General features: G+C 70.5%; 20 protein-coding genes. 6 read left to right on the top strand and 14 right to left on the bottom strand.

The genetic code is table 11. From position 1 onward, the window contains the following. Nucleotides 1-20 precede the first annotated feature (20 nt). Nucleotides 21-719 carry a response regulator transcription factor gene (locus ACFJGV_RS13500; protein ID WP_378144506.1) on the bottom strand — a complete coding sequence of 233 codons (699 nt, stop codon included), beginning with the start codon at nt 717-719 and terminating at the stop codon, nt 21-23. Between the two features lie 128 nt (nt 720-847). Here ACFJGV_RS13500 and ACFJGV_RS13495 point away from each other — a divergent pair, with 128 nt between their 5' ends. Continuing rightward, nucleotides 848-1,156, top strand: coding sequence for a hypothetical protein (locus ACFJGV_RS13495; protein WP_378144505.1), 309 nt, complete (start codon nt 848-850; stop codon nt 1,154-1,156). 60 nt (nt 1,157-1,216) lie between these two features. On the opposite strand, the gene ACFJGV_RS13490 is transcribed toward ACFJGV_RS13495, so the two are convergent. Continuing rightward, nucleotides 1,217-1,888 carry a DedA family protein gene (locus ACFJGV_RS13490; protein WP_378144504.1) on the bottom strand — a complete coding sequence of 224 codons (672 nt, stop codon included), beginning with the start codon at nt 1,886-1,888 and terminating at the stop codon, nt 1,217-1,219. 125 nt (nt 1,889-2,013) lie between these two features. On the opposite strand from ACFJGV_RS13490, the gene ACFJGV_RS13485 reads away from it, so the two are divergent. Further along, nucleotides 2,014-2,793, top strand: coding sequence for a hypothetical protein (locus ACFJGV_RS13485; RefSeq protein ID WP_378144503.1), 780 nt, complete (start codon nt 2,014-2,016; stop codon nt 2,791-2,793). Nucleotides 2,794-3,342: 549 nt separating this feature from the next. Beyond that, nucleotides 3,343-3,984 carry an alpha-ketoglutarate-dependent dioxygenase AlkB gene (locus ACFJGV_RS13480; RefSeq protein ID WP_378144502.1) on the top strand — a complete coding sequence of 214 codons (642 nt, stop codon included), beginning with the start codon at nt 3,343-3,345 and terminating at the stop codon, nt 3,982-3,984. Here ACFJGV_RS13480 and ACFJGV_RS13475 read toward each other — a convergent pair. Next, on the bottom strand, nt 3,969-4,583 hold the full coding sequence (locus ACFJGV_RS13475; RefSeq protein WP_378144501.1) for a TetR/AcrR family transcriptional regulator: 615 nt from the start codon (nt 4,581-4,583) through the stop codon (nt 3,969-3,971). The two genes, ACFJGV_RS13480 and ACFJGV_RS13475, sit on opposite strands and share 16 nt — an antisense overlap. A gap of 93 nt (nt 4,584-4,676) precedes the next feature. Between ACFJGV_RS13475 and ACFJGV_RS13470 the strand changes: the two genes are divergently transcribed. Continuing rightward, nucleotides 4,677-6,194: an MFS transporter gene (locus tag ACFJGV_RS13470; protein ID WP_378144500.1), complete on the top strand. Its 1,518-nt coding sequence runs from the start codon at nt 4,677-4,679 to the stop codon at nt 6,192-6,194. A gap of 30 nt (nt 6,195-6,224) precedes the next feature. On the opposite strand, the gene ACFJGV_RS13465 is transcribed toward ACFJGV_RS13470, so the two are convergent. Continuing rightward, nucleotides 6,225-7,181: an aldose 1-epimerase family protein gene (locus tag ACFJGV_RS13465; protein WP_378144499.1), complete on the bottom strand. Its 957-nt coding sequence runs from the start codon at nt 7,179-7,181 to the stop codon at nt 6,225-6,227. After that, nucleotides 7,178-10,132 (bottom strand): DUF5107 domain-containing protein, encoded by a 2,955-nt coding sequence (locus tag ACFJGV_RS13460; RefSeq protein WP_378144498.1) that lies wholly within the window; start codon nt 10,130-10,132, stop codon nt 7,178-7,180. The genes ACFJGV_RS13465 and ACFJGV_RS13460 overlap by 4 nt, the downstream gene beginning before the upstream one ends. Before the next feature lie 56 nt (nt 10,133-10,188). Here ACFJGV_RS13460 and ACFJGV_RS13455 point away from each other — a divergent pair, with 56 nt between their 5' ends. Then, complete coding sequence (locus ACFJGV_RS13455; RefSeq protein ID WP_378144497.1) at nt 10,189-11,082, top strand: helix-turn-helix domain-containing protein; 894 nt, start codon at nt 10,189-10,191, stop codon at nt 11,080-11,082. 47 nt (nt 11,083-11,129) lie between these two features. Here the strand turns inward: ACFJGV_RS13455 and ACFJGV_RS13450 are convergent, their stop codons facing one another. The 3 genes from ACFJGV_RS13450 to ACFJGV_RS13440 form a co-directional block, all read right to left on the bottom strand. Next, a complete protein-coding gene (locus ACFJGV_RS13450; protein WP_378144496.1) occupies nt 11,130-12,242 on the bottom strand; it encodes an ABC transporter permease in 1,113 nt (370 codons plus the stop codon). Further along, a complete protein-coding gene (locus tag ACFJGV_RS13445; protein ID WP_378144495.1) occupies nt 12,239-13,738 on the bottom strand; it encodes a sugar ABC transporter ATP-binding protein in 1,500 nt (499 codons plus the stop codon). The genes ACFJGV_RS13450 and ACFJGV_RS13445 overlap by 4 nt, the downstream gene beginning before the upstream one ends. Nucleotides 13,739-13,890: 152 nt before the next feature. Then, a complete protein-coding gene (locus ACFJGV_RS13440; protein ID WP_378144494.1) occupies nt 13,891-14,937 on the bottom strand; it encodes a substrate-binding domain-containing protein in 1,047 nt (348 codons plus the stop codon). A gap of 230 nt (nt 14,938-15,167) precedes the next feature. Between ACFJGV_RS13440 and ACFJGV_RS13435 the strand changes: the two genes are divergently transcribed. Continuing rightward, entirely contained in the window at nt 15,168-15,560 is a 393-nt protein-coding gene (locus tag ACFJGV_RS13435) for a PPOX class F420-dependent oxidoreductase (protein WP_378144493.1), read from the top strand. Nucleotides 15,561-15,563: 3 nt separating this feature from the next. Here the strand turns inward: ACFJGV_RS13435 and ACFJGV_RS13430 are convergent, their stop codons facing one another. From ACFJGV_RS13430 to ACFJGV_RS13405, 6 genes are all read right to left on the bottom strand, one after another. Beyond that, entirely contained in the window at nt 15,564-16,367 is an 804-nt protein-coding gene (locus ACFJGV_RS13430) for a uroporphyrinogen-III synthase (RefSeq protein WP_378144492.1), read from the bottom strand. Continuing rightward, nucleotides 16,364-17,338 carry a hydroxymethylbilane synthase gene (gene hemC / locus ACFJGV_RS13425; protein WP_378144491.1) on the bottom strand — a complete coding sequence of 325 codons (975 nt, stop codon included), beginning with the start codon at nt 17,336-17,338 and terminating at the stop codon, nt 16,364-16,366. The genes ACFJGV_RS13430 and hemC overlap by 4 nt, the downstream gene beginning before the upstream one ends. Nucleotides 17,339-17,358: 20 nt before the next feature. Continuing rightward, a complete protein-coding gene (locus tag ACFJGV_RS13420) occupies nt 17,359-18,558 on the bottom strand; it encodes a ferrochelatase (protein WP_378144490.1) in 1,200 nt (399 codons plus the stop codon). Next, on the bottom strand, nt 18,555-19,310 hold the full coding sequence (gene hemQ, locus ACFJGV_RS13415; protein ID WP_378144489.1) for a hydrogen peroxide-dependent heme synthase: 756 nt from the start codon (nt 19,308-19,310) through the stop codon (nt 18,555-18,557). The genes ACFJGV_RS13420 and hemQ overlap by 4 nt, the downstream gene beginning before the upstream one ends. Before the next feature lie 74 nt (nt 19,311-19,384). Then, nucleotides 19,385-19,687 carry a DUF3618 domain-containing protein gene (locus ACFJGV_RS13410; RefSeq protein WP_378144488.1) on the bottom strand — a complete coding sequence of 101 codons (303 nt, stop codon included), beginning with the start codon at nt 19,685-19,687 and terminating at the stop codon, nt 19,385-19,387. Beyond that, nucleotides 19,684-20,091 (bottom strand): phage holin family protein, encoded by a 408-nt coding sequence (locus tag ACFJGV_RS13405; RefSeq protein ID WP_378144487.1) that lies wholly within the window; start codon nt 20,089-20,091, stop codon nt 19,684-19,686. Before ACFJGV_RS13405 ends, ACFJGV_RS13410 begins: the two co-directional genes overlap by 4 nt. Nucleotides 20,092-20,097: the final 6 nt, after the last annotated feature.

Here is a 20,097-nt window from a genome sequence, read left to right as displayed (position 1 = left end):
GGACAGGCGCGCGAGGACTCTCACGGCGCCACGGCCAGCCGGAAGCCGATGCCTCGCTCGGTGATGACCTTCGTGGCGGAGGGGACGGAATCCAGTTTGCGGCGCAGGTAGCTGACGTACTGGTCGACGATGTTGACGTCGGCGTGGGTGGTCGTGCCCCAGATCTCGGTCATGATCACGCCACGAGCAATCGTCTCCCCAGGCTGAGCGGCCAGGAGAGCGAGCAGCTGATACTCCTTGGGGCTGAGGTGGACGATGACCCCGCCTATGGTGACGCGATGCTGGATGGTGTCGAGAACGATGTCCCCGACGGTGAGGACGGACGGGTTCTGCTGCGCGTCGCGTCTGCGTAGGGCTCTCAGGCGTGCGGCGAGCTCGCTGAACGCGAAAGGTTTCACGAGGTAGTCATCCGCTCCGACGTCAAGGCCCCGGACCCGGTCGCCGACCTCGTCGCGGGCGGTGAGCATGATCACCATCAGGCCCGGGATGAGTTCCCGCAGCCGCCGGCACAATTCGAAACCCGACATCCCCGGCAGCATCACATCGAGCACCGCCACGGCTGGCCGGGTGCGTCCGGCGATGACAAGACCCTGGAGGCCGTCAGCGGCGACAGCGACGTCGTACCCCTCGGCGGTCAATCCGCGCCGGAGCAGCGACGCCATCTGCGGGTCATCTTCGACGACGAGGATCGAGGGCCCGGCGTCGGTTGCCTGCGCCATCGCGGACCTCCCGTCGTGAGTCGTGTTGTCTGAGTGCATCTTCACGGTCTCACCCCCGAAAACCAAGGATGCGCCCGGGACCCGTTCCTAGCGTGGAGACTCCACCACCGTAGGAAAAGAGCGTCAGTATGAGGAACCGTACCCACGTCACCATCGGAGTAGTCGCGGCAGCCGCCGTGCTCACCGTGGCTGGTGTGGCCGTGGCAGTACCGGCCATCGCAGTCACCAGCCCGACCCCGGTCAGCGACACCGCAAACAGCGGTACATCGTCTGATGGCGAGACCGCCGACGACCAGGTCGGCGAGATGGAAGACGGCACCGCCGATGGCGAGACCGCGGATGACCAGACCGGAACAGGCCAGGGCATCGAGGACGGCACAGCAGTTGGCGAGACCGCCGACGATGGCCCGGCTCCAGCGACCCCCGGCGCGCAGTAGGAGGTCCGCCCCACGACAGTAAGGGGGCGGACCCAGAAGAGCCTGCCCCTCCCTGTCGTGTCAGACATCCGACGGGCGCTCTTCGGACGCGCTCAGAGGCTGCTCCGCATGGTGGCGTCGCCGTTCACGGAAGAAGGCCACGGCGATCGGGATGACCGACACCACCACGATGCCGACGGCGATGAGTTCGACGTTATCCGCGATCACCGGAATGCGGCCCAGGAAGAACCCTGCCAAACCCAGCACTAGTGCCCACGCCACCCCGCCGATCGCGTTCCAGACAAAGAAGCGCACGTAGTGCATCCTCGACGCGCCGACGACGGGCGGGATGAAGGTGCGAACCACCGGCACGAATCGGGCCAAGACGAGCGAGTGCGGGCCGTACTTGGCGAAGAACGCATCCGCCCGCTCCAGATACCGCAGCTTCAGGATCCGGGCATCGGGCTTGAACAGACGGCGCCCGAATCGGTGACCGATCCAGTACCCGACCGAATCGCCCAGGATTGCCGCGACCGCTACCGTTCCGATCACCGCCCACAGCGGCAGGCCCAACTGCGTGCTCAGCAGCGCCGCGGTGAAGATCAACGAGTCGCCTGGAAGGAACGGGAACAACATACCCGTCTCGATGAAGACCATCGCAGCGACCACGGCGAGGGCCCACGGGCCGGCCCCCACCAGCAACCCGGACGGGTCCAGCAGCCCACCACTGTGAAGCATGACGCCCCTTTCCACCCGGTTGACGCTACGCACAGCGTCCCCCGCGAAGCCGCGAGCCACCACCGTTGTCTGTGAGGACTCTCACGAATGGGGCCTGGGCACCAGGGAGCCGTCGACGGGCGCCGGGCTACCGTGGCGGCATGCTGAACAAAGTGCCCGCCATCACGGCGCTGTTCTGGGTCGCGAAGGTGCTCACCACCGGCATGGGCGAGACCGCATCCGACTTCCTCGTCACCACGATCGACCCCGTCGTAGCCGTTGGACTCGGGTTCGTCGTCTTCGCAGGGTTCCTCGTCCTGCAGCTGACGCGGAAGCGGTACATCCCGTGGGTGTACTGGTCGACCGTGGCCATGGTCAGCGTGTTCGGCACCATGGCCGCCGACATCGTCCACGTCGAACTGGGCATCCCCTACACCGTCTCCACCGCCGTCTTCGCTCTCGCCCTCGGAGGAGTGTTCCTCGTCTGGTGGCTCCTCGAACGCGACCTCTCCATCCACTCCATCACCACCACACGCCGCGAGATCCTCTACTGGGCTACCGTGCTGACCACCTTCGCCCTGGGCACCGCGGCAGGCGACTGGACCGCGACCGTCCTCAACCTCGGCTACCTCGCCTCAGGCCTCGTGTTCCTGGCCTGCATCGTCATCCCCGCGGCCGCCTACCTCTTCTTCTCCGCCAACCCGATCGTCACCTTCTGGATCGCCTACATCCTCACCCGCCCCCTCGGCGCGTCCTTCGCCGACTGGCTCGGCGTCGCCCCCTCGCGCGGCGGCGTCGGAATCGGCACAGGCACTATCACACTGATCCTGCTCGCAGCGATCGTCGCCTGCGTCACAGTGATGGCTCGCCACCACTCGACAAACAACCTCTGGCCGAGTCGCTCGACCAGCTCCAGCATCAGGTCGACACCTTCGACCTGATCTACAACACCGAGCGTCCACATCAGGGGCCACCGGGCCGAGTCACGCCTCTGCACGCGTGGGAGACGACACCGAAAGCGGAGGCACCTCGCCCGAGAGACCGTCCGACCTATCTTGTGCAACCACCGACCAGGCGACCTCGGATCAGCGACCATGCAGAAGTCATCTGGACGAGGGGAATCACCTCCCGCGCGCTCACTAGCATCGGAACGTTCAGACTTGACGGCGTGACCTACGTTGTCAGGGCTCGCTATCGCTGCGAGACCCTTCTCATCCTCGCCGAGGAGGACAACGTCATTGTCACCAGCGTCCATGGCGAGGCTCTCGCTGAGCACACTCGTCCCCCTGCCGGTGCAACCTACGTCGGTAACGGCAGGCCGAAAGGACGATGGCGCGATATTCCGGATACGTCACCAATCTCCTGATGTACCAAACGTCGCCGAAGCCTTGAGCCGGAATCGCCACCGATGTCTCGAAACAGGACACCGGCTACCGATCTGTGTGGGCATGCACTAGAACATATGTTCGAGTATCTGTAGAGTCGCGGGCATGGATCTGCAGTATCAGGGGTCGCTGTTCGACACGCTCGACCTCCTCGACGGCGGCCGCCGCCTTCACCCGCTCGGCGACGCCGTCGAGCGCATCATGCTGTCGCAGGGGGCGTGGCTCGACCTGCGTCCGGGCTGGCTCGACGACTCCGACGCCGTGTTCGAGCAGCTCGCCCTGCATGTGCCATGGGTGGCCGACCGCCGCGAGATGTACGACCGTGTGGTCGACGTGCCGCGGCTCGTGTCGCGCTATGGGCGAGGTGACGAGCTGCCGCTGCCGATCCTCACCGAGGCCCGCGAGGCGCTCAACGACCACTACGGCCGGCCGCCACGGCAGGTGTTCGAGACGGCGGGGCTGTGCTTCTACCGCACGGGCGATGACAGCGTCGCCTGGCACGGCGACCGCGTGGGCCGCACCCTGCACCAGGACACGATGGTCGCCATCCTCTCGGTCGGTGCGGAGCGGACGCTGTCGGTGCGCCCGAAGGGCGGCGGCGCGGTGATGCGCTTCCCGGTCGGACACGGCGACCTCATCGTGATGGGCGGCAGCTGCCAGCGCACGCACGAGCACGCCATCCTCAAGACCAAGCGCGCCGTCGGCCCCCGCATCAGCGTGCAGTTCAGGCCCTACTGGCCGCGCTGACCGCCCTCGCCAAGACCACCCTCACTCAGACCGCCACCACCAAGACCCGGCGGGAGGAGCGAGAGCAGGCGCGCGATGATCGCCTCGCGCTCGTCGCCGAGGGGCACCAGCGTGAACCCCGACGCCGTGGGCGGCGAGCCCTCGGGCACGACCGCGGCGTTGTAGTAGATCCCGTCCGAGACCAGCTGCATGAGCCGCGCCACGACCGGGTCGCCGGTCAGCTCGAGGATGGCGCGGTACCAGCCCTCCTCGAGGTCCTGGAGTGCGGCGAACGCATCCGGACGCCCGGCCCGCGCGAGCACCTGCGTGGCGAGGTAGCTCGCACCCAGCGGGTCGTCGACGTCGCTCGCCGCGACGATGAAGTGGTGGATCGCCTGCTCGGCGGTGTCGGGGAACCCCGCCAGGTCGGCGGCGCCCCGCTCGGTGAGGCGGGCGATGAGTCCCGCGGCGAGGTCGTCCTTCGACTTGAAGTGGTAGAGCAGGCCACCCTTCGACACCCCCGCCTCGACGGCGATCGCATCGAGGGTCGATCCGCGTTCACCGAGCTCGACGAGCTGCCGCTCGTAGGCGTCGAGGATGCGCTCACGGGCCGACGTCATGCTGCCATTCTCCTCTCCGCGACACTGCGGCCGCGCGAGGAGAGGCGCGGTCGCTGGTCACTGTACCGTCCAGACGGTATAGTAGTCGACGCCATGATCCTCCAGACGCCCTCCACACCCACGCGCGCCACCGCACGCGACTGGCTGGGACTCGCGGTGCTGATGCTCCCCGTGCTCCTGGTCTCGATCGACAACACGGTGCTGAGCTTCGCGCTGCCCTGGATCGCCCTCGACCTGAAGCCGAGCGCCGCCATGCAGCTGTGGATCGTCGACGTCTACCCGCTCGTCCTCGCCGGGCTCCTCGTCACCATGGGCAACCTCGGCGACCGGTGGGGTCGGCGGCGACTGCTCCTCGTCGGGGCGAGCGGCTTCGCGGTCGTGTCAGTGCTCGCGGCGTTCTCCGTCTCGGCCGAGATGCTGCTCGTCGCCCGCCTGCTGATGGGGGTGTTCGGCGCGGCGATCATGCCGTGCACGCTCTCGCTCATCCGTGGGATGTTCGAGGACCGTGAGCAGCGACGACTCGCCATCGCCGTCTGGGCGACCGGCTTCGGGTTCGGCGGCGCCGTCGGCCCGATCGTCGGCGGCCTGTTGCTCGAGGTGGCTCCGTGGGGCTCGGTGTTCCTCATCGCCGTGCCCATCCTGGTGCCGCTGCTGGCGCTCGCGCCCTTCGTCATCCGCGAATCGCGCGACCCCGATCCCGGACCCATCGACCTGCCCGCGATCGTGCTGTCGATGCTCGCGCTCGCGCCGATCGTGTTCGCCATCAAGCACGTCGCCACCGAGGGCGTCGACCTCCTGACCGTAGGAGCCGCGGCGCTGGGCATCGCGGCCGGCATCCTGTTCGTCCGGCGCCTGCTGCGGCAGACCAACCCGCTGCTCGACGTGCGGCTCTTCACCGTGCCGGCTTTCACCGGCTCGGTGCTGGTCAACCTCATGAGCGTGGTCTCGCTGGTGGGACTGCTCTACTTCCTGTCGCAGCACCTGCAGCTCGTGGTGGGGCTCGGCCCGCTGCAGGCGAGCCTCGTGCTCGTGCCCGGTGCCGCGCTCATGATGGTCGCCGGGCTCGTCGTGGTGCGTCTCGTGCGGCGCATCCGCCCTGCCGTGCTGATGGCCTCCGGCTTGCTGCTCTCCGGCGCGGCCTACCTCACCATCGCGCTGGCGGGGGCCTCGGCCTCGGTCCTGCTGCTCGGCACCGCGTTCGCCGCGCTCTCCGTGGGCGTCGGGCTCGCCGAGACGCTGTCGAACGACATCATCATCGCATCGGTCCCGCCTGCCAAGGCGGGGGCGGCGTCGGCGGTGTCGGAGACCGCGTACGAGCTCGGCGCGGTGCTCGGCACCTCGGTGATGGGCGGCGTGCTCGCGGCCGCCTACCGGGCGCACCTCGTGATCCCGAGCGGGGTCTCCGACGAGGCGGCCTCCGCCGCCCGCGAGACCCTCGCCGGTGCGCTCGATGCGGGCGGGGCGCTTCCGGATGCGGTGGGCACCGCCCTGATCGACTCGGCCCGCCACGCGTTCGACTCCGGCGTCGTCATCACCTCGTTCACGGGCGCGGTGCTCATGGTCGTCGCCGCCGCGGTGGCCCTCTTCACCGTCGGGCGCACACGCGCCTGAGCCCGCTGCCCGGAACCCGGGCCGGCGGCCTCAGACCGCGCGGAGCCACCACTCGAGGGATGTCGTCTCCCCGGGCTCGAGGACGCGCACGTCCCTCCCCGATCGGAGGGCGTCGGGCGGGCAGGTCATCGGCTCGATCGCCAGAGCGGATCGGCGCCGACCGGGCTCGTCGAGATCGTCGCTGTAGAGTTGCACCCACCTGCATCCGGCATCCCAGCCGATCTCGACTCCGCGGCCCTCCGCATCCGTCAGCACCGCTCCGGTCGCCCCGGCGTACGCGTGGTTGAGCACGGCGGATCCGATCTCGCGCCCCGCGCTGAAGTCGAGGTCGGGTCGCTGCCCGAGATCCACGACGTCGGTGGGCAGCATCCGGTCGGGGGAGACGAGCATCGCCGCAGAGGCGGGCATGCTCAGGCGCCATGCGTCCGCCGCACCCTCGGCCTGAGCGCCGCCGCCAGGGCCCGCGTCCGTTCCCACGACGAGGTACGGATGCACGCCGAGCCCGACCGGCGCACGTCGCGCCGACTCGTTGACCGCGGTGATCCGCTCCCGCATCCCGTCCGACGAGACGGACACCGCGACGTCGATCCGGATGCGCCACGGGTAGCCCTCCTGCGGCTCGATCCGCCCCCGGAGCAGCACGGCGTCCGCCTCCTGCTGGACACACGAGAAGTCGGACCAGCTCACGAGCCCGTGCAGCGCGGTCGCCGTCACGGGATCCGACAGCGCGAGCCGATGCTCCACGCCGTCGAACTCGTACCGTCCGTCCCGGAGCCGGTTCGGCCACGGGGCGAGCACCGCGCCGCGCATCCCGGGCCGCACCTCGTCGGCCTCGAACGAGGCGAGAAGCGGACGCCCGTCGTACGTCAGCGACCGGAGCGTGGCACCGACGCTGCCGAGCGCCGCCTGATATCCGCCGCCGGCGACGGAGTACTGCGCCCCCGACGCCGGCAGCCGGTCGACTATCCCGCCCTCGCCGGCGCTCACGCCCCGTCGCCCGCGGGCTCCCGGGTGAACAGCAGCAGCTCGGGCAGGCTCGTGGCGAAGTAGTCGGTCGTCCCGTCGTCGCGCACCGGCGCCGGTGCGGTGTAGCGGGGCCGGGCCTCGCCGAGAGAGGCGGGCGGATCGGCGAGGGGCAGACCGAGCGCCTCGCGCGCGGCGTCCCAGGCGGCGAGGGCGCGTCCTTCGCCGCCCTCCCACGGGTGGAACGGCCGCGAGAGCAGCACCTCCATCGCCTCGGCCGCCCGCCCTTCGGCGATCAGCAGTCCGAGGTACTCGATCGTGAGGTCGTCTCGTCCGAAGACCACGTCCGCGTGCGCGTCCAGCCGGGCGAGACGCTCCGACGACGTCTGCCCCAGCCGGGCGGCGAGCTGATCCTGCTCGTACAGGAGTCGCGCGTCACCGGGCGCGAGGTCCCGCGCCCGCTCGTAGCGCTCCCAGGCGGCCGCGTCGTCGTGGGCGACCGCGTAGGCCGCGAGCGCCGCGTTGCGCAGCAGCACCGGATGCCGCAGCCCGAGGTCGATCGCCGACTCCCAATGGCGCCGGGCATCGGTTCGGCGTCCGCGCGAATAGAGCAGCATGCCGAGCAGGAAGTGCGCGACCGCATCCTCCTCGTCCGCCGCGAGCGCCGCGGCGAGGGCGTCGTACGCGTCGAGTCCCGACGGGAACGCCCGCGTGAGGTCGGATGCACGGGCGGCCGCCCGCTCGCGCGCCGCTCCGGCGGCGTCGCCCCTCGCCTCGAGCAGCTGTGCCGCGAGGTAGTGGGCGATGGGCCCGAGGTTGCCGGCGTCGGAGGCATCGACCGCGGCGGCCCGCGCGAACAGGTCGAGCGCCTCCGCGGCTCCGCAGGCGCGCAGCTCGAGCGCGACGTCGAGCAGCAGCCCGGCATCTGCGGCGATCGGCTCCCCGAGGAGCACCCGCACGGCGGCGTTGAGCGGCTCGACCGCCAGCTCCGCCCGGAGCAGCGCCTCCGCCTCCGCGGCCCGCCCGGTGCGGCGCAGCAGCACCGCCCGCAGCACGGTGCGGCGGCTGTCGTGCGCGACGACACCGTCGAGCGTGTCGAGCACCCGTACCGCGGCGCGTAGAAGCCCGCGCCTGGTGAGCGAGGCGGCGAGCTCGTACCCGGCCGCGGCGGCCCACGTGCCGTCCCAGCCGGCCTTCCCGAGGTGGCGCTCCGCCTCCTCGTCCCGGCCCAGCCGCAGCAGGATGAGACCGGCGAGGTAGTACGCCTCGGCGTCGGCGGGGTTGGCGTTGCGTCGCGTGAGCCGCTCGAGCGCGACCTCCACCCGAGACAGCGCCGACTCGTACGACCCGGCGCGGTGCTCGCGGGTCGCGAGCGCGAGGTTCGTCCGCACGTCACCGGGATCGCGTCGCAGCGCCTCCGCCCAGTACACCAGCGGCGACCGTGTCGGGTGCCGGAACTGCTCGAGGTGCAGCCCGGTGAGGTAGAGCTCCTCCACACTCTCGATCTCGTCGGGAGCGGGCGGCTCGGTCGCCACCCACGGCTCGTCGTCGCCGACCTGCGTCGGCGTCCAGCGCACCAGGAGACGGCCAGAGGCGTCGACGAGCTCGGCGACGAGGCCGGGATGCTCGCCCGAGAGCCCCGGCGCCACCACGGCCACCGGCACGCCGGGCACCACCGACACCGTCCGCGACTCGACGACCTCGCCGTCGTGCAGGATGCGGGCGACGGCATCCTGCCGGGGCGAGGTCACCGCGAAGACCGCCTCGACCCCCGCCTCCGTCGAGATCCCGACCGCCGCATCCGGGGTGGCCTGACGGGCCGGACCGATGGCGGGGATGGGGAACCAGTACTGCGTGAACACCTTCGTCTCGCCCGGGAGCAGCCACGAGAAGTCGGGCTGGTTGTCGGTGTACACCCCGGCCATGAGCTCGACGTAGGGGCCGTCGCCGTCGGTGAGCTGCGCATCCCAGGCGTGGCCGAAGGGCGCGTCGCCCCAGGTCCACTGCTTCTTGCCCGGCGAGAGGCGCCGCTCGGCCCAGTGGACGAAGCCCGCCCCGGCGGCGTGGTCGTATCCGCCGAAGAAGTCCTGCTGCGAGTCGACGATCATGTACGAGGTCGGCACGGGGATGTTGCGGTACCAGTCGATGCGGTCGGCTCCCGGATGCGCCTCGGCCAGCGCCGGGTAGTCGACGCCGTAGTACGGGCGGTCGGCCTCGGGGAACGCCGTGATCGCGCGACGGGCGTGGTCGGCGACGTACCGCACGTCTTCCGGGAAGAACGACTGGTAGTCGTCGTGCACGCGTGCGGCGACGTTCGCCCACCAGAGGAAGGTCTGCCGCTCGCTCGTGCGGTTGTGCAGCCGCACCGCGAGCTCGACGACAGTGCTGTCGGGTCGGAGCCGCACACCGTGGTGGGCGGCCATCCGGCTGAACGGATCGTGGTCGGCGCACCACACGGTCATCGAGTCATCGTCGCCGCGCTCGAGCGCGGTCTCGACCGGCAGGTACGTGGCGGGGCGGTGGTGCTGCGGCCAGTTGAACTCCACGCCGCCGCTGATCCACGGCCCGGCCAGCCCCACGAGGGCGGGCTTGATGACGTTGTTGCGGTAGAAGAAGTCGTAGCCCGTGGTCTTGTCGTAGCCCACGTGGATCCGGCCGCCGAGCTCGGGCAGCACGACGAGCCGCACGTAGCGGTTCTCGAGGTGGATCGCCTGCCACTCGCGGTCGTGGGCCTCGTCGGCGATGCGCTCGGTGAACGGCAGCGGGTACACCCGGCCGCTCGAGCCCTGGTAGACGCGCTGGTCGAGGTACATGGGGTACTCGCTCGGGGCCTCGGCCTCATACGTGCGGATGGTGAGCGGCTCGCTCCACGCCACGGGCAGGCCGGCCTCGAGGTCGGCCCTCAGCTCCTCGGGCACGGCGGGCAGCGTGAGCTGGGCGAGCTCGGGCACCGCGATCGTCGGATCAGCGGTCATCGTCGGCCTCCTGGGATGGACGGGTGATGCGGATAAGGTGTGCAGCGAGGCATGGCATGAACGAATCGACGATGGCCGAGGCCACTCCGCACTATCGCAAGGAGGGCTTCCGCAACCAGCGGCTCTGCGTCGTGCCGCGCCCGCAGGTCGAGTCGGCCTCCGGGAGGGCGGGCACCCGCCAGCTCCTCGTCACGGATGCGGGGTACTTCCCCACCGCCGATCGCCACCGCAGACGGCGCAAGAACGGCACGGCCGAGACGATCGTCATGCTCTGCGTGTCGGGCAGCGGGAGCGTGACCGTCGACGACCGCACGACGCTCGTCACGCCGGGGACCTGCGTCGTCGTCCCGCCGTTCACGCCGCACGACTACTCGGCGTCTGATCACGACCCCTGGACGATCTGGTGGATGCACATCCGCGGGGCCGACGTCGCCGACCTGGTGGGCGGGCTGCTCGCCGCCGAGGGCTCGCTGACGCGGCTCCGCACCGTCGACCGCGTCGCCGCGCTGTTCGACGAGCTGGTGACCACCCTGGAGGGGCGGATGTCCCCCATCCATCTGCTGGCCGCCTCCGGCATCGCGTGGAACCTGCTCACACGGATCACCGTCGACAGTGTGCTGCCGGCGTCGGGCTCTCCCCTCGAGCGCGCCATGCGCTACCTGGAGTCGAGGGTCGAGAGCACCATCCCGGTGCCCGAGCTCGCCGCGATCGTGGGGCTGTCGCCCTCGCACCTCAGCGCGCTCTTCCGGCAGGCGACGGGCAGCGGGCCGGGCGCGTTCCACACGGCCCTCAAGATGGGTCGAGCGCGGACGCTCCTCGACACCACCTCGCTGCCGGTGGCCGACGTGGCGGCTGCGGTCGGCTACTCCGATCCGCTGTACTTCTCGCGGCACTTCCGGCGCATCCACGGGGTGAATCCCTCGACGTATCGGGCGCAGCACAAGGGCTGATCCGGGTGCGAGCACTCGGACGCGGTCAGTCATCGTCGCAGGTCCGATCAGCCGGGGATGCCGATGCGGCGCTCGCCCGACCGCAGCTGCTGGATGACGACGGCGGCCACGAGCAGCGCTCCCTGGGCCACGTTCTGCCAGAACGTGTTGACCCCGAGCAGCGTCATGCCGTTGGTGAGGACGCCGAGGAGGATCACCGCGAGGATGGTCCCCGCGATGGCGCCCTTGCCGCCCTTCAGCGCCGCGCCACCGAGGGCGGCCGCGGTGATCGCCTGCAGCTCGAGGCCCTCCGAGCCGGAGATCGGCTGGCCGGATCCGGTGCGGGCGGTGATGAGGACTCCCGCGATCGCGGCGACCGCGCCGGTGACCATGTAGACCCCGATGATGTACCGGTTGATGTCGATGCCGCCCAGGCGCGAGGCGATGTTGTTGCCGCCCACCGCGTAGATGTTGCGGCCGATCGACGTGTAGCGCAGCACCACGTGCGCGAGCACCGCCACGAGCACGAGCACCCAGATCAGCACCGGGATGCCGAGGAGCGTGCCGCGGGCGAGGAAGACGAAGAACGGGTCGGCGCCGGTGTAGCCCTGGGCGCGGCCGTCGGAGATCAGCTGCGCCACACCCTTGAAGGCGGCCAGCGTGGCCAGCGTCGCGATCACCGGGTTCACCCGGCCGAACACGATGATGCAGCCGTTGATGAGACCGCAGACCAGGCCGATGATCACCGCACCGAGCACGCCCAGAGCGGCCGAGCTCGTCGAGGTGAAGATCATCGCCGACGCCACGCTCGTGAGGCCGGCGACCGACCCCACCGAGATGTCGAGCGCGCCGAGGATGATGACGATCGTCTGCACGACCGCCAGCAGCCCGACGATCGCGATGGCGGTGCCGATGACCTTGAGGTTCGGCACGGTGAAGAACAGCGGGTTCTGGATGCCGATGATCGCCACCACGATCGCGATCGCGATGATCAGCGAGATGTTCTGCACGCCGATCGCGCTGATGACCCGGCGGATGCCGGAGATCCGCTCTGGCTCGGCCTGCGGCTGCGCCGCGGGGGCCTTCTCGGTCGTGGTCACGGAGGTGTCCTCTCGGGGGTGGATGCTCTTGCTCGGGTCTGTGCTCTTGCTCGGGTCTGTGGTGCCGGTGCCTGCGCTCATGCGGCCGCCTCCTCGTCCATGGCGAGCGCGAGGATCCGCTCCTCCGTCGCCTCCGACCGGGGCAGCTCGCCGGTGATGCGGCCGTGGGCCATGGTGTAGATGCGGTCGGAGACGCCGAGCACCTCGGGGAGCTCGCTGGAGACCACCACGACGGCGACGCCGGCGTGGGCGAGCTCGTCGATGATGCCGTAGATCTCCGACTTCGCTCCCACGTCGATGCCGCGCGTGGGCTCGTCGAGCAGGAGCAGCTTGGGCTTCGTGGCGAGCCAGCGGGCCAGCACCACCTTCTGCTGGTTGCCGCCCGACAGGTTGCCGACCAGCGTCTCGGTCGAGGGCGTGCGGATCCGCAACCGCGTGATGTAGTCCTGGGCGAGCGCGCGCTCGGCACGGTTGCGCACGAAGATCCAGCTCGAGAGCGACTTGAGCACGACGAGCGCGGCATTGTCGCGGACGGACCTCTGCAGCAGCAGCGCCTCCGCCTTGCGCTCCTCGGGCGCGAAGCCCACTCCGGCGCGGATGCTGTCGGAGGGCTGGCGGATGCGCTTCACCTCACCCGAGATGCGGATCTCGCCGCTCGTGACGGAGTAGTCGCCGGCGATCGTCTTCATGAGCTCGCTGCGGCCGGCGCCGACGAGGCCCGCGATGCCGACGACCTCGCCCGCGCGAACGGTGAGATCGACGCCGTCGACGAACTGGTTCGTCACGCCCCGCAGCTCGAGCACGGTGTCGCCGAGCGGCGCCGGCTCGCGATGGAAGAACTGGCTCAGATCGCGGCCCACCATCATCCGCACCAGCTCGTCGTGGCTGGTCTCGGCCACCGGCTTGGTGTCGACGAACGCGCCGTCGCGGAGCACGGTGATGCGGTCGGCGAGCGTGAAGATCTCCTGCATCCGGTGCGAGACGTAGGCGATGGCGATGCCCTCCGTCTGCAGCTGGCGGATGAGGGCGAAGAGCAGCGTCACCTCGTCGTCGCCGAGCGAGGAGGTCGGCTCGTCGAAGCAGATGATCCGCGGTCGGCTGACCACGGCCCGCATGATCTCCACGATCTGACGCTGGGCCGGTGAGAGCTCGGAGCCCAGCGCATCCGCGCGGATGACGCGGTCGAAGCCCCAGCGCGTGAGCTCGTCGCGGGTGCGCTTGAGCAGCGCGCGGCGGTTGTAGGCGAAGCGTCCGAGGTCTCCGACGAAGACGTTCTCGGCGACCGAGACGGCGCCGATGATCTCCGGCTCCTGGGCGATGACCCGGAGCCCCGCGGCGCGGGCGTCGGCCGGGTCGGTGAAGGAGACGGCCTGTCCGTCGATGAGCAGCTCGCCGCCGTCGGCGCGGTAGTCGCCGTTGAGGATCTTGAGCAGCGTCGACTTCCCGGCGCCGTTCTCGCCCATGAGGGCGGTGACCTCGCCCGCCCGCAGCTCGAGGTCGACCCCGCGGAGGGCGCGCACCGGCCCGAAGCTCTTGGTGATGCCGGATGCGCGGAGCGCGATCGCGTCGTCGGTCATGTGGTCCGTCCTCGTCGTCGGATGGGTGGCGTCGCTGGATGGGTGAGGTCGCCGGGCGGGTGGGGTCGCCGGGCGGGCCGGGAGCGGGTCCGCCGCTCCCGGCCCATCCGGTGCCGGATGGTCGGGCGATCAGTCGATCACCCGGCGTCCGATCAGGTGCAGACGACGCCCTTGGACTCCCAGTTGCTCGCATCCACGATCTCGGTGTTCGCGATCGACTTGGGCGGCAGCGCGGTGCCGTCGCGGAGCAGCGCCACCATCGAGTCGACAGCGGACTTGCCGACCTCGACGCCGGAGATGAAGAGCGCCGCCTTGTTGCCGGTGTCCTGCCCGGCCTTCCAGTCCTTGCAGGTGAGGTAGGCGCCGAGGCCCACGCCGATGATGTCGGCCGGGGCGACACCCGAGTTCTGCAGCGCCGTCACGACACCGGTCTCGTTCTCGTCGTTGCAGCCCCAGACGATCCAGTGCTTCACGCCCGAGTTGGCGGTGATGACCGCGCCGGCCTTGTCCTGGGCGTCGGTGGCCGAGTTGTCGGTGCCGACCTTGATGACCTCCGGGCCGTCCGACACCGCCTTGCTGAAGGCGCTCGCCGCGCCGTCGACGCGCTGCTGGCAGACCGAGAGGTCCTCCTTGTAGGCCGAGAGGATGCGGGTGTCGGCCGCCGTCCATCCGGCCGCTTCGTAGAGGCTCGCCGCCTCCGCACCGACCTGCTCGCCCATCGACGTGCCGTCGAAGCCCGCGAACGGAGCCGCGGTGCCGCTGCCGTCCTCGATCGTGTCGTCGGCGGCCATGATCGGGATGCCGGCGTCGTTCGCGAGCTGGATCACCTGCGGGCCGATCTGCTGATCGGGCACGACGATGATGATGCCGTCGACCTGCTGGGCGATCGCGGCCTCGACCTCGGAGATGGCCTTGTTGGAGTCGGTGCCGAGGTCGACCACGTTGACCGTGACGTCGCCGGCGGCCTTCGCGGCCTCCTTCGCCCCGTTGGCCTCGTCGATGAAGTACTGCTGGTCGCCCTGCTTCTGCAGCAGCGCGATGGTCAGCGGACCATCGCCCTTGCCGCCGGCTGCGGGGGTGGAGCCCGAGCCGCTCGACTCCATGCCCGACGTACAGGCGCTGAGCGCGACGAGGGCGACCGCCGCGATGCCCGCGGCGGTGGCGGCGCGCCAGGACGCGCGTGCTGTGTGTCTGATCATCCGTGTTCCTTGTCCTCTTCGACCTCCCGGCCGACGTGGCCGGGTGGGTGTTCACGGTGTGCTGGTCCGCGCTCGGGGACCTCCTCCGCACGATTCGGGAGGGTCCCGGTTCGTCTTCGAACGTCGTGAGCGCACGTCCACGTTACGGGGGGCGGCGCACGCGACCCGAGGACGATCGGATGGATGACCTGGACGATCCTCTGATCATCGGACCGTCGTAGGCTGGCACCATGACGACCGAGATCCCGGCCCACCTGGTCCGCCTGCTGGAGGAGCCCAACTACGGGCACCTGGGCACCATCCGTCCCGACGACACGGTGCAGGTGAATCCGATGTGGTTCCTCTACGACGGCGACACCATCCGATTCACGCACACCACGAAGCGCGCGAAGTTCCGCAACCTGCAGCACAATCCGTCGATGGCGCTCTCCGTCATCGACCCGGAGAACCCGTTCCACTACCTCGAGGTGAGGGGCCGTCTCGTCGAGGTCGAGCCCGACCCTGAGGGGGCGTTCTACGTCGTGCTGGGCAAGCGCTACGGCAACCCCGCTCAGACCCCGCCGCCCGACAGCGCCGACCGCGTCGTGCTCGTCATGAGCATCGAGCGCACCACCACGCAGTAGCGCTCAGTACTCGTCGCGGGCGTCGTCGGCGCGGCGCGCGTTGGCGACCTCGATGACGGCGTTGATGAGCGACTCGGCCGAGCGGCCCTTCGCGATGAGGTCGACCCGCAGGCCGTAGCCGCGGGCGTCCTCGGCCGTGCGGGGCCCGATGGCGGCGACGAGCGTCGACTCGGGCACCGGCCCCAGCTGCTCCTGCACCTGCTGGGCCACGGAGCCCGACGTGACGAAGATGGCGTCGATCGAGCCGGAGGCCACGTCGGCGCGGATCTGCGGATCGACGGGCACACCCACCGTGCGATAGGCCACCACCGAGTCGACCGTATGTCCGCGGGCGATGAGGCCCTCGGTGAGGACGGGCTTGGCGATGTCGCTGCGCAGCGTCAGCACGCGCAGCTCGGGCCCGAACTGCTCGAAGCGCTTGAGCTCGCGGAGCAGCCCCGCCGCCGAGTTGTCCTCCGACGGCACGAGATCGACCTTGTACCCCGCCGCCATGAGCGCGGCCGCGGTGGTCTCGCCGACAGCGGCCACATGGGTGGAGGCCGGCACCACGGCCTGCTGCGAGATCAGCACGTCGACCGTCGTGGCGCTGGTGAGGGTGAGCCAGTCGAACCCTCCCTCGGCGAGCCGGCGCAGTGCATCCTCGAGAGCGGCCGCGTCGTCGGCCTGAGCGAAGTTGATCATGGGGGCGACGATGGGCGAGGCGCCCACCGCTCTCAGGTCGGCGGCCACGCCGTGGCCCCACGGACCGCCGCGGGGCACCAGCACCCGCCAGCCGCCGAGGGGGCGTCCGGACCAGGCGGGGCTCATGGCCGGTCTCCCGGCCAGACGCCGTCGGACGGCGTCGAATCCGGCTGCGCGGGCGTGCCGATGGGCGCGATCTCCGCCGCTCCGTCCTCCAGCAGCTGCTGCGCGACGGCCTGCCCGAGCAGCGACGCCACGAGCGCGTCGTCGCCGAGCAGCTCGGCGGAGCGCGAGCATCCGATCTCCTCGGCGCCGGACGGGGCGTACACCGTGGCCGACAGCTCGAGCTCGTCGTCGTCGACGACGGCAGTGGCGCCGACGGGAGCCGCGCATCCCGCCTCCAGGGCAGCGAGCACCGCGCGCTCGGCGAAGACCGCAGTGCGCGTAGTCGGATGCTCGATGCTCAACAGCTCGGGAATGCTGTCACCCTCTCGGATCTCGATCGCGAGGGCACCCTGCCCGGGAGCCGTCGGCCAGAGGTCGAGCGGGAACAGGTCGGATGCCGCCTCCAGCCTACCGAGCCGCGACAGCCCTGCGGCGGCGAGGACGACCGCGTCGAGCTCGCCCGACTCCACGCGCCCCAGCCGGGTGTCGATGTTGCCCCGGATGTCGATGATCTCGAGGTCGGGGCGCACGGAGCGCAGCTGCGCCATCCGTCGCGGAGACCCCGTGCCGACCTTCGCTCCGGGCGGCAGCTCGTCGAGCGAGAGACCGTCGCGGGCGCAGAGCGCGTCGCGCGGATCCTCGCGCATCGGGACCGCGCCGATCCGCAGGCCCGGGTACGGCTGCGTAGGAAGATCCTTCAGGGAGTGCACGACCACGTCGCATTCGCCGGCCAGCAGGGCCTCGCGGAGCGCGCTGGCGAACACGCCCGTGCCGCCCAGCGTCGAGAGCGACTCGGTGATCCGGTCTCCCTCGGACTGGATCACGACGATCTCGACCTCGAGGCCCGTCGCCTCCACGATGGAGGCGGCGACGGCCTCCGTCTGCGCTCGGGCGAGGGCACTTCCTCTGGTGGCGATGCGAAGGGGTGTCATAGCGATGCGTCGAGCTTACGTCACGGAGCGAGGCCCGCGAGCGCGGGCCGGAAGCCCAGGCGGGCGTTCTCGCAGCAGCCGGGCCGGCAGACGTCGTACCAGGGACCGAGCTCGGTGGTAGCCGGACGGGCCGAGCCGGGAGTGCCGACGATCCGCTCGATCACGAGGTCGACGAGGCCCGACACGTACGCCGGGTCGACCCCGGGAGTCGGGACGCGCACGCCGTGGATGCCGGCCTCACGGCAGGACTCCATCGCCTCGTTGTCGAGGTCCCACATGACCTCCATGTGGTCGGAGACGAAGCCGATCGGCACGATCACGACCGCGCGGATGCCGCGCTCGGGCGCCCCGGCGATGACGTCGTTGATGTCGGGCTCGAGCCACGGCTGCGAGGGCGGGCCGGACCGCGACTGGAAGACCAGCTGCCACGGCACGCCCTCGGCGGAGTCGACGGCGGCCATGACGGTCTCGGCTACGGCGAGGTGCTGCGCTTCGTAGGCGCCGCCCTCCCCGAAGCCGCGCGACGCGGGGCCGGACTTCGACGCATCCGCCGTGGGGATCGAGTGCGTGGTGAACAGCACCTCCACCTCGGTGGTGAGGTCGATGCCGGGGTTCGCGGTGGTCACCTCGGCCAGGCCAGCCTCGAGACCGTCGATGAACGGGGCCACGAAGCCCGGGTGGTCGAAGAACTGGCGCACCTTGTCGATGACCAGCTCGCCCTCGAGACCCGTCTCGGCGAGCGCGGCCGCGAAGTCCTCGCGGTACTGGCGGCAGCTCGAGTAGGAGCTGTACGCGCTGGTCGCGATCGCGATGAGGGTGCGGTGCCCCTCCCCGTGGGCCTCGCGCAGGGCGTCGGCGAGGTACGGGTCCCAGTTGCGGTTGCCCCAGATGACGGGCAGGTCGATGCCGCGCTCGGCCAGCTCGGCCTCGAGCGCGGCCTTCAGCTCGCGGTTCTGCGCGTTGATCGGGCTCACTCCGCCGAAGTGACGGTAGTGGTGGGCGACCTCTTCGAGCCTCTCGTCCGGGATGCCGCGTCCGCGGGTGACGTTCCGCAGGAACGGGATCACGTCGTCCTGACCCTCGGGTCCGCCGAAGGAGGCGAGGAGGATGGCATCGTAGGCGGTGGGGTCGCTGACATGCTCGGGGCCGTCAGCGGCGGCCGGGCTCGCGTTCCGCACTCGCTGCTCTCCGACGTTCACGGCGCCGTTCGCGTCGCTCACTGGAGCACCTCGGGGAGCTCGGCGGTCGAGATGCGGCGGCCCGTGTAGAACGGGACCTCCTCGCGGACGTGGAGCCGCGCCTCGGTGTTGCGGAGGTCGCGCATCAGGTCGACGAGGTCGAGCAGCTCGTCGCTCTCGAGGGGCAGGATCCACTCGTAGTCGCCGAGCGCGAACGACGCGACCGTGTTGGTGAGCACGGACCGGTACGCGGAGCCCTTGCGGCCGTGGTCGGCGAGCATGCGGCGGCGGTCCTCCTCGGGGAGGATGTACCACTCGTACGAGCGCACGAAGGGGTACACGGTCAGCCAGCCCAGCGGCTCCTTGCCGCGCATGAAGGCGGGCACGTGCGAGCTCGAGAACTCGGCGTCGCGGTGCACGCCCATGGCGTTCCACGTGGGCAGCAGGTCGCGGAACAGTCGCGTGCGGCGCAGCTGTCGCAGCGCCCACTGCAGGGTCTCGGGCACTCCGCCGTGCACCCACACCATGACGTCGGCGTCGGATCGCAGACCCGACACGTCGTAGATGCCGCGGACGAAGACGTCCTCGGCCTCGACCGTGAGGATCGCGTCGTCCAGCTCGGCGACGGCATCCGGGATCTCGGAGCCGTCGAGGTAGAGCGGCGAGGCGGGATTCCGCCGGAAGACCGCCCAGAGGGTGTACCCGGCCGCGGGGATCTCCTCGGAGTCCTCGACGTCTCGGGCGGTGTGCGGTTCGGGGTAAGCGGTGGTCGGGTCGACCGTCGGGTCAGTCATCGTCCTCAATCCGATTTCCATGCTGCGCACGCCGGAGCGTGCATCCGTGAGCTACGGCGCTTCGAGCGCGGTGCTCACTTCTTCACGACACGGTACCCGACGAAGATGAGAGCCGCTGCGGCGGTCGCCGCGCCCGCGGCGACTCCGGCGACCATGGCCGGGTTGCGCTCCCACGCGGCGCGCACACGCACCTTCGTGCGGTGCACCGCGTGCCGCATCTGCTTGGGCACATTGAGTCGGAACTCGATCGCGTCGAGGGTGGCCCGGAGCTCGGCGCGGGTGCGCTCGATGTCGCTGTGCAGCTCGGCCTGGCTGCGCTTGGGCTCGGCGGCCTGGTCTCCCGGGCGCGTTCCGGATGCGCTCTTGTCGTCGCTCATGACTGGCCGAGTCCCTTCACCACGTTGACGTCCTTCTTGAGGCTCTCGACCGCCTCCTTGGGCACGGGCGGCATCCCCTTCTTCACCGACGACAGCCCGACGAGGGCGAGCACGATGATGATGATCAGCAGGCCCGCTGCGGTGAGGAGCGCCGCCAGCCAGGGCGGGAACACGGTGGCGAGGCCGAGCACCGCCGCGGTGATGAGGACCGCGAGCAGGAAGAAGGCGAGGAGGCCCGCGAAGACGAGCAGCCCGATGCCGATGCCGAGGCTCGCGAGGCGCTTCGTCAGCTCGCGCTTGATGTTCTCGAGCTCGTCCTTCAGGAGCTTGACGATCAGCGTCGGGACGTCGGCGATGAGGGACCCGAGCGATCGTCGGGCTCGTCGGTCGCGTTCTTCGGTCACGGTTCC

Origin of the sequence: Cnuibacter sp. UC19_7 (genome assembly GCF_042699995.1) — a bacterium.
Classification (GTDB): Bacteria; Actinomycetota; Actinomycetes; order Actinomycetales; family Microbacteriaceae; genus Cnuibacter.
This window is presented reverse-complemented; position numbering and strand designations above follow the sequence as displayed.

Bases quoted from the DNA above. Each gene is read 5' to 3' on its own strand.
- ACFJGV_RS13485 (WP_378144503.1), top strand. From the start codon at position 2,014: ATGCTGAACAAAGTGCCCGCCATCACGGCGCTGTTCTGGGTCGCGAAG.
- ACFJGV_RS13495 (WP_378144505.1), top strand. From the start codon at position 848: ATGAGGAACCGTACCCACGTCACCATCGGAGTAGTCGCGGCAGCCGCC.
- ACFJGV_RS13460 (WP_378144498.1), bottom strand. From the start codon at position 10,132: ATGACCGCTGATCCGACGATCGCGGTGCCCGAGCTCGCCCAGCTCACG.
- hemQ (WP_378144489.1), bottom strand. From the start codon at position 19,310: ATGACTGACCCGACGGTCGACCCGACCACCGCTTACCCCGAACCGCAC.
- ACFJGV_RS13475 (WP_378144501.1), bottom strand. From the start codon at position 4,583: ATGACGTCGGCCCGTGAGCGCATCCTCGACGCCTACGAGCGGCAGCTC.
- ACFJGV_RS13445 (WP_378144495.1), bottom strand. From the start codon at position 13,738: ATGACCGACGACGCGATCGCGCTCCGCGCATCCGGCATCACCAAGAGC.
- ACFJGV_RS13435 (WP_378144493.1), top strand. From the start codon at position 15,168: ATGACGACCGAGATCCCGGCCCACCTGGTCCGCCTGCTGGAGGAGCCC.
- ACFJGV_RS13480 (WP_378144502.1), top strand. From the start codon at position 3,343: ATGGATCTGCAGTATCAGGGGTCGCTGTTCGACACGCTCGACCTCCTC.
- ACFJGV_RS13500 (WP_378144506.1), bottom strand. From the start codon at position 719: ATGGCGCAGGCAACCGACGCCGGGCCCTCGATCCTCGTCGTCGAAGAT.
- ACFJGV_RS13455 (WP_378144497.1), top strand. From the start codon at position 10,189: ATGAACGAATCGACGATGGCCGAGGCCACTCCGCACTATCGCAAGGAG.
- ACFJGV_RS13450 (WP_378144496.1), bottom strand. From the start codon at position 12,242: ATGAGCGCAGGCACCGGCACCACAGACCCGAGCAAGAGCACAGACCCG.
- ACFJGV_RS13430 (WP_378144492.1), bottom strand. From the start codon at position 16,367: ATGAGCCCCGCCTGGTCCGGACGCCCCCTCGGCGGCTGGCGGGTGCTG.
- ACFJGV_RS13440 (WP_378144494.1), bottom strand. From the start codon at position 14,937: ATGATCAGACACACAGCACGCGCGTCCTGGCGCGCCGCCACCGCCGCG.
- ACFJGV_RS13470 (WP_378144500.1), top strand. From the start codon at position 4,677: ATGATCCTCCAGACGCCCTCCACACCCACGCGCGCCACCGCACGCGAC.
- ACFJGV_RS13410 (WP_378144488.1), bottom strand. From the start codon at position 19,687: ATGAGCGACGACAAGAGCGCATCCGGAACGCGCCCGGGAGACCAGGCC.
- hemC (WP_378144491.1), bottom strand. From the start codon at position 17,338: ATGACACCCCTTCGCATCGCCACCAGAGGAAGTGCCCTCGCCCGAGCG.